Raw genomic sequence first — 16,028 nt, 5'->3', positions numbered from 1 at the left:
AAGAAGGATTTTTTCTTTACATCCTAACTAAGAGCTGATGAAGGGACTTTTCCTTGACTCTCTTCCCCTTCTTGTCCTTCATACCCGGAATGATAGCCTTCCTCATTTAAATGGAAAATTCAGGTTTAACCTCCTAGCCATACGGGAATATCAAAACCACTCCAGAAAAACATACTTTCATCCATTTTTTCACATACTACAAAAATCGAATTCCATTTAGGAGGTAATCAATTTGAGCAACAATCAAAATCAACCAAAACAAACGATGCCGCCACAGCATCAAAATGTGCAGCCAGGTCATGAGGATATTATGAATCCAGCACCTGCATTTGAGGATAAAACCTATATTGGCAGCGGAAAGCTGAAAAACAAGGTCGCGGTCATTACAGGAGGAGACAGCGGAATCGGACGTGCTGTTGCCGTCTTTTTCGCAAAAGAAGGCGCAGATGTTGTGATTTCCTATTTAAATGAACAAAAGGATGCAGAGGAAACAAAACAACATGTCGAGGAACATGGACAAAAATGCTTACTCGTTTCAGGGGATATTGGAGATGAATTAGTTTGCCAGCAAATTGTGTCAGAGGCAGTCAATGCTTTTGGAAAAATCGATATTTTAGTAAACAATGCTGCTGAACAGCATCCACAAAAAGGCATTGAAGATATCACAAGCGAGCAGCTTGAACGAACATTCCGAACAAATATTTTCTCTTTCTTCTATTTAACAAAAGCTGCTCTTCCCCATTTAAAGGGCGGCAGTGCAATTATTAACACATCATCGATTACTGCCTATGCTGGAAATGAGCAGCTAATTGATTATTCAGCAACTAAAGGAGCGATTACAACCTTTACTAGATCCTTATCCCTTTCTTTAGCGGGCAAAGGGATCCGTGTAAATGCTGTTGCACCAGGTCCAATTTGGACTCCATTAATTCCGTCAACCTTCCCGGCAGATCAAGTTGCCACGTTTGGAGCTGATACACCGATGAAACGACCTGGGCAACCAGAAGAATTAGCACCAGCATATGTATTTTTAGCAAGTGATGACTCCTCATATATGTCTGGACAAACCCTTCATGTAAATGGCGGGAAGGTTATTAACGGGTAGAGAAAGATGACAAGAGGCTGTTTCAAAAAGAGATAATCATTTTGAAACAGCCTTTCCCCTCTTAAATAAAACTACACCAAAAGACTTACGACAATATCAGGAAAAAACATCCTCCATTAAAATGATTACGTCCCTTCGCTTTTCAAATAAACTATACGTTAGAAACACCTAAGTTTAATCATTTGACTTTAGGAATGATATTTTTTAAATTTAAATAGTATGTATAGCAACCTTTTTGTTAGATTTTTAAAAAAATCGTGTAGAGGGAAATCAAAGTTGCTATAACAACTAAAAACTGGAGGAAGATGTATGTCAAACGTATTATTTATTAAAGCAAATTCACGCCCTGCGGCACAGGCGGTTAGTGTCCAATTATATGATGCTTTCTTGCAAAGCTACAAAGAGTCACATGCTGAAGATACAATCATGGAGCTTGATTTATTCGAAGAGAATTTACCATATTACAGCACGGATATGATTAACGGCATGTTTAAGTTAGGAAAGGGGCTCGAGTTGACTCCAGAGGAACAAGCCGCAACAAAAACGGTTAAAAAATATTTGGATCAGTTTCTTGCAGCAGATAAAATTGTCATTGCCTTCCCGCTTTGGAACTTTACTGTTCCTGCTGTACTGCATACCTACATGGATTATCTTGCTCAAGCTGGTACTTCGTTCAAATATACGCCGGAAGGGCCAGTCGGGTTACTTTCTGATAAAAAAGTTGCTCTCCTTAATGCTCGAGGTGGCGTCTATTCTGAAGGGCCTGCTGCTTCAAAAGAAATGGCTGTTAACTATGTAACTACGATTCTAGATTTCTTTGGTATTAAAGATGTGACCAGCATCATTATTGAAGGGCATAATCAAAACCCGGACAAAGCAAATGAAATCATTGAAAACGGACTTAGAGAAGCAGCAACTGCGGCAAATACATTTTAATGTTCGTTTCTATAGGCTAATCAAATGGTTAGCCTTTTTTCATTTTCATCAGGCAAATTGACATTAAGATAGCTTCAATCTAAACTTATTTTAAGACAATAATTGGGAGTTTAGATGAAATGAACCTAGCATTAGATGACTATATCAGTATTTATATCCATCAATCCGACTTAATTTTTACAAGCTACATTAAAAGTAAACTAGCCCCGCTTAATATTGCACCAGAACAAAATTTAATTATGATGCTGCTTTGGAAACAAGATGGCCTAAGTCAAAATGAGGTTGCGGAAAAGCTCGACAAGGATAAAACAAATATTGCCAGAATGGCTCACTGCCTCGAACAAAAAGGATTTATCAACAGGGTCAGCTGTCCAAATGACCGCCGAATTCAGCGATTATATTTAACTGAAGCTGGACGGCAATTAAGTCAGCACGTTATTCCGATCGCTGAAGAATTTCATGAAACGCTTTGTAAAAATATCTCCGAGGAAGAGTTGCTGCAGCTACGAAGCATTCTCTCAAAGATGAGAGAAAATTTAAAATGAATGTTCTTGTTCGCCATTTTTAATACTTAAGTGATCGTCAAAAAGAGCTGACCAACCTGATCAGCTCTTTTCCATTACTCTTTTCTTTTCCCTCGCTTTTTTGCCAGCACTAAAAACACAATAAACAAAACGGGTACAAAAATAAACACACTAATAAACGGCAGATTCAAGCCCTTTTTTTCGTTCACTTCATAAATCTCAGCAATTTCGCGATCAAGGATAAACTCATATTCTCCATTTTCTTCTTCAAATGTATCACCCGTTAATAATCCTTGAAGCTCTTTATTTTCAGCAATATCAGCCTCAGGGATCACGACCTTTTGTGAAGCAGATGTATTGTTGATCGCTACAATAACTGTTTCGTCCTCAAGTGTCCGTGTAAAAATGATCATACCATCTTTTTCATACAAGACATGATAATCCCCTTTAGTCAGGGCTGGCAGACTGTTGCGAATCTTTGCCAGCTTACCAATATAATCAATCAATTCCTCATCAGATTGAAAATTCATAAGCGGGCGATTTTCAGGAGGCTCTCCCCCATTCAAGGCAATTTCTGTTCCATAATAAACGAAAGGTGTTCCAGGAATCGTGTACATATAGGATAATGCCATTTTCAAGCGAATGCCTGGATGCTGGTTATTTTCAACTGATTTTCTCGTAAAGCGGACATCATTATCACTATCAAGATAGGTTATCAGTGCAGGTGATGAATTCTCCACAACGTCTGTCATAGCCGCAAAAGGCAGATCAACCTTTGCAAACATGTCTGATGCTTCTTGAAAAAATCGTTCATTTAGAATGGAATCAAATCCTGACTCAAGATACTTCGATTCATTGCTAGAGTCTAGCAAGGAACCTATTAAATAAGCATTGTTGTTTACCTTTTTTATCTCACTTTGAAATAGCTGCCAAAATTCTGTTTCAATCGTATCAGGATGATTGATGTAAAAACCGTCTGCGTTTGTTTCCTCAAGCCACCATGCAGCTGTTTCAATTAAAAAATCTCTCGTTTCTTCGTTTTCAGTCGCGAGATCAGGTAATCCGTTAACCCAACCGTTTAAGCGGTTTTCTTGATCTTGGACATCTGTTAAGTCAACTTTTTGATGGAACCATTGCTGCTTTTCCTCGATCCAAGGATGATTCGGTCCAACATGGTTTGCGACAAACTCTAAGATGACTTTCATCTCCCGTTTATGTGCCTCTTCAACCAACCGCTGGAGATCTGCCATGCTTCCAAAATGTTCTTCTACCTGTTTATGGTTTTCAACAAGATTTCCAGTATAATCTTCACTAGCCATAACGGATGATAAAGCGATTGCGGTAAAGCCCATTTCTTTCAGATAATCGAGCTTTTTTATAACCCCTTCTAAGTCTCCGCCATGATAGGCAGCGGGATCCTGTGGATTTCGATCTTTCCCGTCATTATGTGGATTACCGTTATTAAAACGATCAACAACTATGTAATAAACGATTTCCTCCTGCCATGGATGTTCTTCTTTTTCAGCTGCACTTACTGGTAAGGCGTAAAAAAGAAGAAACGGAATGAGTAATCGTATGAAAGCCTTTCTAACCATTTAATTTCCGTTCCTCCTAAACTCAAGGTTTTTTCACTCTATTGTTAAGAGTAGCGCTTTCACTTATCGCACGTCAAACGGAAATTGGTTATTTTTCTTAATATGTGTCAATTATATTGATAGTTTAAAATCTATGAAAGGCTCATAAAGGAGGAATCTATGTTTAAAGAGGCTATTTACCATCGACCAAAAAATCAATTTGCCTATGCCATTAATGAACATGCCTTACATATTCAGTTAAAGGCAAAACGAAACGACATACATTCTATTACCCTTTATTATGGGGACCCGTTTGAATTTGAAGACCACCGTTGGAAGCATTCTACTGTCGATATGCAAAAGAGCGGAAATGATGATTTATTTGATTACTGGGCTGTTGAAGTCATTCCGCCTCAGCGCCGTATACGTTATGCCTTTCAATTAAAAAATCATGAACAAGAGCTGTTTTACACGGAAAAAGGCTTTAGTGACACGGTTCATGATGATTTTTCAGCTTATTTTTGTTTTCCGTTTCATCACCCGTCAGATTGTTTTTCTGCTCCAGAATGGGTGAAAAACACGATTTGGTATCAAATTTTCCCTGATCGGTTTGCAAATGGAAATCCAGAAAATGATCCGCATGGGACACTGCCATGGAATAGCACGGAACCAACAGCTTCCACAATCTTTGGCGGGGATTTTGACGGGGTTATCGAGCGGCTTGATTATTTAGTTGATTTAGGAATCAATGGAATTTACTTTACACCTATTTTCAAAGCTCGTTCCAATCATAAGTATGATTCAATTGATTATATGGAAATCGATCCGCAATTTGGCGATAAGAACACATTTAAACGATTGGTGTCCGAATGTCATAAACGCGGGATAAGGGTTATGCTTGACGCTGTGTTTAATCACTGCGGTGAGGAGTTTCCAGCTTTTCAGGATGCTTTAAAAAATCGTGATGCCTCTCAATATAAGAAATGGTTTCACTTTTCTTCCTTAACTCATGAAGGTGAACCGCACTATCATACCTTTGCATTCGAAAAGAAAATGCCAAAATTAAATACCCAGCATCCTGATGTCAAAAAGTATTTGCTGGAGGTTGGACAATATTGGGTTCGGGAGTTTGAAATCGATGGGTGGAGATTGGATGTGGCAAACGAAATTGATCATCAATTTTGGCGGGATTTTAGGCAAGCAGTGAAAGCCATTAATAAGGATGTTTATCTTGTTGGCGAGGTTTGGCATGATGCTTTGCCATGGCTTGCGGGTGATCAATTCGATGCAGTCATGAATTATCCGTTAGCAAACCATCTTCTCCGCTTTTTTGCTTACGATGCTATAGGTGCCGAACAATTTAGTCACGACCTGCAAAACTGCCTTCATCAATACCCAAAACCTGTACATGAGGCTGCATTTAATTTAGTTGGAAGCCATGATACACCCCGATTATTAAATCTAGCAAGAATGAATCGACAAAAGGTAAAGCTGTTGACAGCTTTTCAGCTCAGCTTTCTTGGCTCCCCCTCTATTTACTATGGAGATGAAATCGGACTGACCGGCGAGCAGGATCCCGGCTGCAGAAAATGTATGGTGTGGGAGATGGAGCACCAGGACCATGACATGATGAACTTTTTTAAAAAGCTGATCAACTTGCGGAAGAGCTACCCTATCTTAGCAAATGAAGGAACATTTAACATCTTGGCGGCTGAGAATGAACGGAATTATCTCTGCTATAGCAAAGAAAATGAGCATCAGCTTTTCATTGCTGTCATGAATAATCATCCTTCAACACAAACTCTTCCCTTGCCTCTAGACTTACATGATAAAACCATCCTTGATCTATGGAGGATGGAAGAGTTTGCAGCACATGCCAACGAGCTTTCCGTCACATTAGAGCCCTATGATTTTACTTTTTTGCTGATCACTAAATAAGTTCAACTTCTTTGCTGTCTCCTATGAATCACTTTCCGATACTCAAGAGGGCTTATGCCCTCAATTCTTTTAAAGAGCTTTGAGAAATAGGTTGAATCAATAATCCCTACTTCCTGTGAGATGTTTGCCACTTTATCATCAGTAGTGGCCAGCAGTTTTTTCGCTTGATTCATTCGATATTGATTTAAATACATATTTGGTGTGACACCGATGACTTTTTGCATACAACGTGTGATATAATCAGGATGAAAATGAAGGGTATTCGCGATATCCTCCATCTTGATCTCCTCTTTAAATTTCTCCTGAATATATTTAACCGTTTCTTCAACAACACGCTCTGCAGCAGAAGGGATTTTGCAGGCCTCCTTTTGCAAATGGAGAAGAAATTCTTGAAAATACAGCTGCTGCCTTAATTGATAATCAGGTGCTTGATGATCTATACTCATTAAGTTATCAAAAATATTTTCTACAAACTTCATATTCTGGGTTTCTCCAAAACTTGGAAGGCAAAAACGATACGATGCCGGAGTCACAAAGTCTCCCTCTGATTCTTGGATATCCGCCCAATTCTCAATCCCTTCCTCTACAAGCTCGTGATCTAAAGGAATTAAAAAATGTAACCAATAATATTCCGTCTTTACTTGGCATTCCTTATGGCCAAAATGTTCAAACCCCGGCACTAAAATGATGTATTGCCCCTCACCAACAGTATAAGGAGTTTGATCCTCGGTTATATATAATTCTCCTGACTTCACATAGATCAAATCAAACACTGTAAATACCCTTTTAAAGTGTTTGGCTCCCTTTTCAAATACCGCATACCCGCCTTTTATTAAGGTCGGAAATGGCGGAACTCTAAATGCAATGTAAGCCATCCGGCATCTCCCTTATAGTCGTATTTCTCCAAAAGTTGTCGTTATCCTCTCTTTCTATTATACTACAACGTCTGTAAACTAAGTAAGAATTGTTAACGCATAATCGAAGGAGTTGAGAGAAAATGTCATTAAGAAAACCAGATCGTAAAATGACATTATTTGCTCTAACATGGCCAATTTTTATAGAAGTAATGCTCCATATGTTATTAGGGAGTGCTGATACACTGATGCTAAGTCAATATTCAGATAATGCAGTAGCAGCTGTTGGTGTATCAAATCAAATTTTATTTCTGATCATTGTCATGTTTGGTTTCATTGCAACAGGTACGACAATTCTTGTTGCTAGGTATTTAGGTGCGAATAATTTTAGAGAAGCGAAAGAGATTTCATCTGTATCTCTTTCAGCAAACTTTTTAATAAGCATGATTATTAGTGTAGCCATTGTCATAGCAAGTGAAGAGATTCTATTACTGATGAATCTTCCTAGAGAACTATTGCCGGAAGCAACTATTTATTTACAGCTTGTAGGGGGCTTCTCCTTTATTCAAGCATTGTTTATGACAGCAAGTGCCATTCTTAAAAGCTATGGCTATACGAAGGATACGATGTATATCACAATTGGGATGAATATTATCCATATTATAGGGAATTACTTTTTTATTTTCGGTCCATTCGGCTTACCTGTACTCGGAGTTCCAGGTGTTGCGATATCAACAGTTGTATCACGTATAATAGGTTTAATTGTCATCGTTTATGTATTGAAGAAACGTGTTCACTTTACGATCAATCTTAAAGAGCTATTTAAGCTGCCAGGACACCATATTAAAAACCTTTTGCATATCGGTGTACCTACTGCAGGTGAACAACTTTCTTATAACACTTCCCAGATGGTAATAACATTTTTTATCACCATGTTAGGAACAGAGGCATTAACAACAAAAATTTACACACAAAATCTCATGATGTTTATGATGTTGTTTAGCTTAGCAGTCAGCCAAGGGACACAAATATTAATTGGTTATTTAATAGGAGCGAAGGATTATGATGCCGCTTATTCGAGGGGATTAAAAAGTCTCTATTCAGGGATTCTTATTTCTACGCTAATGGCCATCATCTTTAGTATATTTTCTGATCCCCTCCTTGGCATTTTTACAACCAATGAAAATATTTTAGAAATTGGAGGTATTCTTGTTCTTCTAACGATATTACTTGAGCCTGGCAGAGCTTTTAATATGGTTTTAATTGGATCACTCCGCGCTGCCGGAGATATCCGTTTTCCAACTTATATGGGGATGCTGTCCATGTGGGGTGTAAGTGTACCGGTTGCCTATCTATTAGGCATTCACTTTGATTTAGGACTTATCGGCGTTTGGATTGCATTTATAGCAGATGAATGGCTTCGAGGAATTATTATGCTGCATCGTTGGAAATCACGGGCTTGGATGACAAAAAGTTTTGCTCAGAGACCCGTCACACAATAATTGAAGGATAGACTAAGGGACTGCATATTTGCAGTCCCTCGCTACTTTAATCTTACATTTTTTACCGTTCATCAATATTAATCTTATAGGTTTCAAACCATACATGAATTTGTGCTAAGTGTGCTAATAGCTGCGGTCCGGACATTAGCTGGCCAAACCAAGGAACCTGGAATGCTTTTCCTTCTGATTCAATAATATCTTGTAGTGCCTGTTTATTTAATAATACATGTAAGATTGAATCTTTTCTGGCAATAAGTGAAGAAAGCCAATTTTTCACCAGCCTTGTATATTCCGGGTTATGTGTCTTAGGATATGGACTCTTTTTTCGATACAATACTTCATTCGGAAGAATTCCCTCTAATGCTTTACGCAAGATGCCTTTTTCACGATCACCATACATCTTTACTTCCCAAGGGATATTCCATACATACTCAACAAGGCGATGATCCGCAAATGGAACGCGAACTTCTAAGCTCGCTCCCATGCTCATCCGATCTTTACGGTCTAATAAATTCGTCATAAACCAATGCATATTTAAATAAAAGAGCTGGCGCCGCTGAGCTTCTAATTCCGATTCTCCATCAAGAAGCGGGGTTTCATTAACCGTTTCTTGATAACGTGCTTGCACATATTCATGTAACTTTAGCTTTTCCTGCCATTCTGGTTTTAACAGCTTTATTCTCTCATCGGTTGAACGCATCCAAGGAAATGCCGATCTTGCTAAATCATCTGGGCGGTGAAACCATGGATATCCTCCAAAAATTTCGTCTGCACACTCCCCAGACAAGCTAACGACAAATTCCTTCTTGATCTCCCGGCAAAACCAAAGCAGCGAAGAATCAACATCAGCCATACCTGGTAAATCACGTACAATGGTCGCTTCGATTAAGTTATCCACTAATTCCTGCTGGGCAATCACACAGCGATGATGTACTGTATTGAATGTTTCACTCATCTTATTAATCCATGGAGCATCGGAATTTGGCTGAAACTCATTTGCTTTAAAGAATTTATCATTGTCCTCATAGTCAATCGAGTACGTATGGAGTCTGCCTTTTCCTTCCTGCTTGTAATGCTCCGCGGCTACCGCTGTAATCGCGCTTGAATCGACCCCACCGGAAAGAAACGTACATAAAGGCACATCTGATACAAGCTGCCGTTTCACGGCATCTGTAAATAGGAAGCGGACCTTTTCAGCTGTCTCATCCAATGAATCCTCATGCGGCTTGCTTTCGACATTCCAATAGCGCCATTTCTTTAACCCATTTTTTGTAAAGGTAAGGGCATGAGCAGGGCGAAGTTCATCGATTCCTTTAAAAACGCCATTTCCCGGAGTTCTGGAAGGGCCGACACCAAATATTTCTGACAAGCCTGTTTTATCTAACACTGCTGAAACAGATGGATGGGCTAAAATCGCTTTTAATTCTGAACCAAAAATAAGCGATCCGTTAGCTTCCTTGTAAAATAACGGTTTAACCCCTAAACGGTCCCTGCCTATGAATAACTTCTCCTTTGCAGAATCCCAAACCGCAAAGGCAAAAATCCCATTTAAATGGTGAACACATTCCTCTTCCCACTCAATATAGGATTGCAGCAAAACTTCAGTATCTGAATGACCTTTAAAGGTGTATCCTCTTGCTAACAGGACCTTTCTAATATCCTCTGTGTTATATAGTTCACCGTTATAACAAATCGTATAAGAATTCCCTTCCTTTGTCCGGGTCATCGGCTGAATGCCGCATTCCGGGTCAACAACAATTAATCGTTTGTGACCAAATAAGACGTTTCCTTCTCCCCATATGTTTGTGTCATCTGGCCCCCTTTTCGCCAAGGTTTCTGTCATCTTTTTAACAGTATCCTGTTTATGAAGGATATTTTCTCTAAAGTTTATCCATCCGGTGATCCCACACATTGATGCATCATCTCCCTAGGGTAAATTATCATGTTTGTTAAACACATCACGTCCCATTACTTCTGGCAGATTGTATTGTATGCCCATCTTAATCAATTGTTGAATTGTCCCAGAAAATTCTGTTCATGCATAAACCTGATCACTTTTGTCTAAAACGTTGATAACAGTATTTCCATAACTATCGTTACATGTTTCACAATCACTGGAGGGTTTAATGAATGTATTCTTCTAAACGAGCAGACTTATTATTAAATCAAAAACGTTCGTACGTTATTGGCTTAATCGAAGTAACGAACGAACAATATGTCATATATGATGATATGAATGATGAACTTCATTTATTAGAAGAGATTCAAGATAATTATTTAGAAATTTTAAGTCCACACGGGTGGAAACCCGGAAAATGGCTGGGGTTAGGGAAGGTGAAAACAGAGCTTGGCTTAACATCATTGAATTGCGGGGATACCGTTCGTATCAGAAAAAGGCTGCCTATTGCACTTGATGAAATGCTAAAGGAGCTTCGCGATGAAACCTTTATGCGCCTGATTAGACAGCTTAACAGCTTATCATTCTCGCCTTTTGATTGTATATATTCCTATAACCATCTCTATTTTTTAAAAAATAAAGTACATAAAAAGGGTGTTTCCTTTTATCAATTTGATAATGAAAATAATATTTGCGGTCTACAGCATCATTTTGAGCGGGGTGTTCATTGCTCAGACCGATTTGAATTTACGACCAGTCTTGGAGAAAGAGGGCTTATAAGTTCTAAGTATTAGTCATAGAAGCTCCTCGCGATGACTAGGATTGATTAAAAAGGGAAAATCCAACTAAAAAATGAAGATAAGATCTATTTTCGGGCGCCATGATCAATGAGAAGGCGCCCTATTTCATTGAAAAAGAGTCTTCATCCCTCAGTTGAACCTCTATTTTTCACAATCATTAAATTAATATTTCTTTTGTTACAAACGGATTGCTGAATGAGGTTTTAAATCGTTTATAAACGGGTATTTACTACTAAACACCAAGAATAGGGGGTTGGATATGCTTGATAAAAATGACTACTTCCTTTTTTCTAGAGAACTCGAACGCTTAATGAGCGATTTTAAACGATGTAATGATCCATCTGTTAAAAAACTTATAAAACTAGAAATACACCATTTACGTTCTATACTGGAAGATCGTAATTAAGTTCTTTTGCAGCACAATATTTAAACGTATTGCATAGGCATTTTATCTATATTTCCTTTTATGAAAAGTGCTCCCACAATTAATCTTAAAAAGATAAATCTAATAAATTGCTCCAACAATAATTTCAAACAAGCCGTATGAACCTATAAATATTAATGTTTATTCCTCTTGCCACTTTCATTTGTTTTATTCTTTCGTTGCACTTACCAGAATTGCCTCCCCAATGAATGAAGTAATTTGAGTATCATTTATTTGAATCCGAAATTTTCGTTTTACCTTTTCTGTAGTCTTGAGGATAAATTCGTTTAAATCGGCTTTCTGCGAATCTGATAAATGCATCCGATCACACCAGTTCTCAAATTCAAATCGTTTTTCGAAACGATGCCATTCTTGTATTTCAAACCCATTTAATTCTAGCTTTTGCAGCCACTCTGATTTTTTCCAAGCCCGGTAATGGCTATAGTCCCTCATTTTTTCAAGAGTATTATAGAATTGATCGAATCCCTCATCCTCGGGAGCGACATTATCATCCAATAAGAATGTTCCTCCGTGTTTTAACACACGATAAACCTCGCTAATAAATTGTTCAATGTTTGGGAAATGATGCGGGGCAATACGACACGTAACGAGATCAAACGTTTCGTCAGGAAAAGGCAATTTTTCAGCATCACCTTCAACAAACACAACATTATCATGTCCGTTTTCTTTTATAAACCTTTCAGCAGCTGATAACATTTCAGGTGTTAGATCCAAGGCCGTTACCTTTTGAACATGCGGAGCAAGAGCATTTGCTGTATGTCCACCCCCTGTGGCTACGTCAAGAACCTCCTCGCTTCCCGTCACATGAGCCATTTCGACGAGCTTTTTCAAATCTCCGCCTTTACGGTGTCCTTTGCTTATTACATAATGATTTGCACTGCGACCAAATTGCTGTTGAACATCCTTTTTAATATCCATCGTTTTCCTCCTTCACTTAAATGCTAGTGAATTTGTTCTATATCAGTTTCCAATTCATGGTGATTTTACTCTTATACTATTACTATATTCGAAAATAAAAATAAGAAAATGATAACTTATTTATAAGTTGCGATAAGGAAATGTTATCACCAGTAAGTATTCAACAACTTCATCTAAAATTCGATAAGATAAATTTTTGGAATAGACAATTTATATTTAGATACAAGAAGTTAATGGTATAAAAAAAAAGAGCCAATAGCTCCTTTCAAAATCAACAAAAAATTTTATTCAACTTATGGAATGTGATTACCACTCCCAGTTTACAAATTCTCCATTTGCAATGCTGTTTTCGATTGATCGCGATTAAATAAACCCATCACATCAACAGTCTGTGTAATATTTACAAATGCGTTCGGGTCAACATCACGAATACATTGCTTCATATCAGCAAGTTCGTATCGGGAAATAACAGTCATCAATATCTTGCGCTTAATTTGTGTATAGCCGCCCTCTCCGTCCATAATCGTAATTCCGCGGTAAAGCTGACTTAAAAGTTTGTTACGAACTTCTTCGCCTTTGTCCGTAATAATAGTGACTGTTAATTTCATGTGGTGAGTATGAATGGAATCAATTACTTTCCCTGTAATAAAAATTGACACTAATGTATAAAGAGCAGAATCCCAATTTAGAAGGAATCCTGAAACCAAAATAACAATTCCGTTTAATCCTGTCAAAATAGCTCCTATTGGGAAATCCATTTTCTTAGCTAGTATCATTCCAATTATGTCAAAACCGCCTGTGGATCCTGAGTATCTCAATATTAAGCCGATTCCAATGCCAGACAATACTCCGCCAAAAATGGATGAAAGAATTGGGTCTGAGCTAACCGCATACACCGGTAAGTAGTAAAGGGCTGCCGAAAGAACAATAACACTCAAAATTGTATAGGAGATAAATCGTTTTCCAAGCTTCATCATCCCTAAAATAAGCAGTGGCAAATTCAATAATAAATTCATTACCCCAGTATCAAAAGGTGTTAATAAGCCAACAATTATGGCAATCCCACTAATTCCAGCACTTAACACTTCGTGTGGGATCAGAAATTGATTATAGGCTATTGCTATTAATAGAGAACCAATAAAAATGACGATTGGTCTAGTCAAATCCCTCATCCTTTCAAATAAAGACAAGACTAATATTTATTCATTATGAGAGAATTATAATCGATTTTAAAGAAAACGAAAATTTAAAAGTTTATTCTGAAAATACATTCAAAAGCTATTGATATAAACATTATCAAAAGGATAATAATATGTATCAAGAAAAAATAAGCACTTTTGTAAAACGCTTTCAAGTGGATAAATATTAATGGTAATGCATTAATATTATCTTAAACTTATAAAAAAACACTATCCTTTTTATTCTATTACAAAGGATAGCGTTTTTTCGTTGAATTACCTTAGGTCGGTAACCTATCATGAAGTGAAACCTGCCTAAAATGGAGTTAAATTCATTCATATCTTTGAGCTCCTAGAACATTCGCTAAACTTCCTGTTTTACAAACGGCTTTCATCCTGATGCGACAAATGCCGCAATTACAAATTCATCAAAGAGCCTTGTACGGTTCCTTTTGGGATTACATTAGGATTCTCAATATCACCAACTAATTGTATATTTCTTTCTATCTTTACGTCTTTATCTAAAATAACGTAGTTTAATAAGCCCTTCTCTCCAACGCAGCTTTTTTGCATGACAATGCTATTTTTAACGATTGCACCTTTTTCAATTTTTACCCCGCGGAAGATAATACAGTTTTCTACATATCCTTCAATGACACACCCATTGGCAATCATGGAATTTTTTACAACAGCTGTTTTCGTATAGCGCGTTGGAGGCTCATCTTTTGCTTTTGTGTAGACGGGTCTATCCTTTGCGAATAGCTGGTCCCAGATTGGCCGATTCAACATATCCATGCTGCTGTTGAAGTAGGAAGAAATGTCGGATATAACCATTGTATAGCCTTCATGTTCATAACGGGAAAAGCTATATTTCGAAGAAAAAGATTGAAGGAACTCACTTAATGTTTTCACATGGAAACTTTCTTGATGAATTAAATCAATCAATAAAGCTGTTTCTAAAACGTACAGATGAAGCGATTGTTCTTTGTGATAAACTTCTGTAATATGAGCATTTGAGCGAATATGATGATCCAGAACATCCTTAAAATCAATATTGCAAATCGTGCAACTATTGGTAATGACCGCATATTTTTGCTTGCTTCGCAAAAAGTAATCAATATGGTAACGCAATAGGGAAACGATGGAAGATTGATCTAATGGGTAATCTGCCCTTGGGGGGAAAACAAAGAGACCGTCTCTTTTCCGAGCCAAATCCCATTGCTTGCCTGAACCAAGATGGTCTAATAACGAACGGGAGTTAATTTTCGGAAAAAGCGCAACGCTATAGATGCCGGAGTTAACCAGATTAGATAACATAAAATCAACTAAACGGTATCTTCCCGCAATCGGAATTGCAGAGAATGTACGGTGAGTTGTTAAAGGTTTTAATTCATCTGTGTATGGTGATGCATCAATAATTCCCAACATTTGCTTATTCATTGCGTTCATCTCCTTCGTTTGCTTAATTGTCTCGTCTTATAACGCAGAAAGCAATTCTTCGGAAACTAAAATAACCTCATCCTTTTCTGAATCAGCACGAATGATTGTACCGTCTGGAACATGCATCTCTGGAGGAATAATTACATTTTCAATATAAACATCAGCTCCTATTTTAGCATCCGTCATTACGACAGACTTATTGACAACCGAATGCTCTCCAACCTGGGCTCCCTGGAACAGTACGGAATGATAAATATTTCCTTCTACAATACAACCCTCGTTAATTAAGGACTCAACGACCTCAGCAGCAGGGGCGATATATTGGGGAGGCTGATTTGGATTAACAGAGTAAATGCGCCAAGATTGTTCAAATAAGTTCAGCTGTGAATTCACCGATAGTAAATCCATATTTGCCTCCCACAAACTCTTCACAGTCCCTACATCTTTCCAGTATCCTTTAAACGGATATGCAAAAAGCTTTCTCTTTTGTTCTAAAAGCAAAGGAATGACGTCATTTCCAAAGTCGTGATTCGAATTTGGGACGTGCGCATCTATTTCGAGATACTTGTTTAAAATAGACCATTTAAAAATATAAATGCCCATTGAGGCTAAATTATTCTTTGGGTGATCCGGTTTTTCCTGAAACTCCAAAATTTCCAAACTTTCATTTGTACTCATAATACCGAAACGGCTTGCTTCTTCCCAAGGTACTTCGATAACTGAAATTGTGACATCTGCCTCTTTTTCAATATGGTAAGCAAGCATTTCACTGTAATCCATCTTATAAATGTGATCCCCTGATAGAATAAGCACATACTCCGGCTCATATTGTTTTATATAATTAACTCAACTTTCGCAGAGTGAGATCGGCAAATAAGCCTTGATATAACTAGGAAGGCCAGCGATCCACCTCTCGA

Annotated in this window: 12 protein-coding genes and 1 pseudogene; 6 read left to right on the top strand and 7 right to left on the bottom strand. The window is 37.8% G+C overall.

What is annotated here, in order from left to right; translation table 11 throughout:
* The first annotated feature begins 232 nt into the window (after positions 1 to 232).
* The 3 genes from Q1B07_RS17705 (at position 233) to Q1B07_RS17695 (ending at position 2,586) form a co-directional block, all read left to right on the top strand.
* On the top strand, positions 233 to 1,105 hold the full coding sequence (locus Q1B07_RS17705; protein WP_299092686.1) for an SDR family oxidoreductase: 873 nt from the start codon (positions 233 to 235) through the stop codon (positions 1,103 to 1,105).
* Positions 1,106 to 1,414: 309 nt separating this feature from the next.
* The gene (locus tag Q1B07_RS17700; protein ID WP_299092687.1) at positions 1,415 to 2,041 is read left to right on the top strand and encodes an FMN-dependent NADH-azoreductase; all 627 of its coding nucleotides are present in this window, start codon (positions 1,415 to 1,417) and stop codon (positions 2,039 to 2,041) included.
* A gap of 119 nt (positions 2,042 to 2,160) precedes the next feature.
* Entirely contained in the window at positions 2,161 to 2,586 is a 426-nt protein-coding gene (locus Q1B07_RS17695) for a MarR family transcriptional regulator (RefSeq protein WP_299092688.1), read from the top strand.
* A gap of 74 nt (positions 2,587 to 2,660) precedes the next feature.
* Here Q1B07_RS17695 and Q1B07_RS17690 read toward each other — a convergent pair whose 3' ends face one another.
* Positions 2,661 to 4,160, bottom strand: coding sequence for an alpha-amylase family glycosyl hydrolase (locus Q1B07_RS17690; protein ID WP_299092689.1), 1,500 nt, complete (start codon positions 4,158 to 4,160; stop codon positions 2,661 to 2,663).
* Positions 4,161 to 4,319: 159 nt separating this feature from the next.
* On the opposite strand from Q1B07_RS17690, the gene Q1B07_RS17685 reads away from it, so the two are divergent.
* Positions 4,320 to 6,077: an alpha-glycosidase gene (locus Q1B07_RS17685; RefSeq protein WP_299092690.1), complete on the top strand. Its 1,758-nt coding sequence runs from the start codon at positions 4,320 to 4,322 to the stop codon at positions 6,075 to 6,077.
* Between the two features lie 2 nt (positions 6,078 to 6,079).
* Here Q1B07_RS17685 and Q1B07_RS17680 read toward each other — a convergent pair whose 3' ends face one another.
* Complete coding sequence (locus Q1B07_RS17680) at positions 6,080 to 6,952, bottom strand: AraC family transcriptional regulator (RefSeq protein WP_299092692.1); 873 nt, start codon at positions 6,950 to 6,952, stop codon at positions 6,080 to 6,082.
* Positions 6,953 to 7,074: 122 nt separating this feature from the next.
* Here Q1B07_RS17680 and Q1B07_RS17675 point away from each other — a divergent pair, with 122 nt between their 5' ends.
* Positions 7,075 to 8,433 (top strand): MATE family efflux transporter, encoded by a 1,359-nt coding sequence (locus tag Q1B07_RS17675; RefSeq protein WP_299092693.1) that lies wholly within the window; start codon positions 7,075 to 7,077, stop codon positions 8,431 to 8,433.
* 61 nt (positions 8,434 to 8,494) lie between these two features.
* Here the strand turns inward: Q1B07_RS17675 and asnB are convergent, their stop codons facing one another.
* Positions 8,495 to 10,345, bottom strand: a complete 1,851-nt coding sequence (asnB, locus tag Q1B07_RS17670; protein ID WP_299092695.1) for an asparagine synthase (glutamine-hydrolyzing) — start codon at positions 10,343 to 10,345, stop codon at positions 8,495 to 8,497.
* A gap of 218 nt (positions 10,346 to 10,563) precedes the next feature.
* Between asnB and Q1B07_RS17665 the strand changes: the two genes are divergently transcribed.
* Positions 10,564 to 11,124: a DUF2777 family protein gene (locus Q1B07_RS17665; protein ID WP_299092697.1), complete on the top strand. Its 561-nt coding sequence runs from the start codon at positions 10,564 to 10,566 to the stop codon at positions 11,122 to 11,124.
* Between the two features lie 598 nt (positions 11,125 to 11,722).
* Here Q1B07_RS17665 and Q1B07_RS17660 read toward each other — a convergent pair.
* The 4 genes and pseudogenes from Q1B07_RS17660 to Q1B07_RS17645 form a co-directional block, all read right to left on the bottom strand.
* A complete protein-coding gene (locus tag Q1B07_RS17660) occupies positions 11,723 to 12,493 on the bottom strand; it encodes a methyltransferase domain-containing protein (RefSeq protein WP_299092699.1) in 771 nt (256 codons plus the stop codon).
* Positions 12,494 to 12,813: 320 nt separating this feature from the next.
* Entirely contained in the window at positions 12,814 to 13,665 is an 852-nt protein-coding gene (locus tag Q1B07_RS17655; RefSeq protein ID WP_299092706.1) for a YitT family protein, read from the bottom strand.
* Between the two features lie 423 nt (positions 13,666 to 14,088).
* A complete protein-coding gene (locus Q1B07_RS17650; protein WP_299092701.1) occupies positions 14,089 to 15,111 on the bottom strand; it encodes a sugar phosphate nucleotidyltransferase in 1,023 nt (340 codons plus the stop codon).
* A gap of 36 nt (positions 15,112 to 15,147) precedes the next feature.
* Positions 15,148 to 15,954: pseudogene (locus Q1B07_RS17645) on the bottom strand (sugar phosphate nucleotidyltransferase); the annotation flags it as partial.
* Between the last annotated feature and the right edge of the window lie 74 nt (positions 15,955 to 16,028).

The sequence above is a fragment of the uncultured Metabacillus sp. genome, from assembly GCF_947503125.1.
Taxonomy (GTDB): Bacteria; Bacillota; Bacilli; order Bacillales; family Bacillaceae; genus Metabacillus.
Note: the sequence above shows the minus strand (reverse complement) of the source record. Positions and strands in the feature narration are given on the sequence as shown.

Coding starts and splice junctions, on each gene's coding strand:
- Q1B07_RS17700 (WP_299092687.1), top strand. CDS start 1,415: ATGTCAAACGTATTATTTATTAAAGCAAATTCACGCCCTGCGGCACAG.
- Q1B07_RS17680 (WP_299092692.1), bottom strand. CDS start 6,952: ATGGCTTACATTGCATTTAGAGTTCCGCCATTTCCGACCTTAATAAAA.
- Q1B07_RS17690 (WP_299092689.1), bottom strand. CDS start 4,160: ATGGTTAGAAAGGCTTTCATACGATTACTCATTCCGTTTCTTCTTTTT.
- Q1B07_RS17650 (WP_299092701.1), bottom strand. CDS start 15,111: ATGAATAAGCAAATGTTGGGAATTATTGATGCATCACCATACACAGAT.
- Q1B07_RS17685 (WP_299092690.1), top strand. CDS start 4,320: ATGTTTAAAGAGGCTATTTACCATCGACCAAAAAATCAATTTGCCTAT.
- Q1B07_RS17660 (WP_299092699.1), bottom strand. CDS start 12,493: ATGGATATTAAAAAGGATGTTCAACAGCAATTTGGTCGCAGTGCAAAT.
- Q1B07_RS17665 (WP_299092697.1), top strand. CDS start 10,564: ATGTATTCTTCTAAACGAGCAGACTTATTATTAAATCAAAAACGTTCG.
- asnB (WP_299092695.1), bottom strand. CDS start 10,345: ATGTGTGGGATCACCGGATGGATAAACTTTAGAGAAAATATCCTTCAT.
- Q1B07_RS17675 (WP_299092693.1), top strand. CDS start 7,075: ATGTCATTAAGAAAACCAGATCGTAAAATGACATTATTTGCTCTAACA.
- Q1B07_RS17655 (WP_299092706.1), bottom strand. CDS start 13,665: ATGAGGGATTTGACTAGACCAATCGTCATTTTTATTGGTTCTCTATTA.
- Q1B07_RS17695 (WP_299092688.1), top strand. CDS start 2,161: ATGAACCTAGCATTAGATGACTATATCAGTATTTATATCCATCAATCC.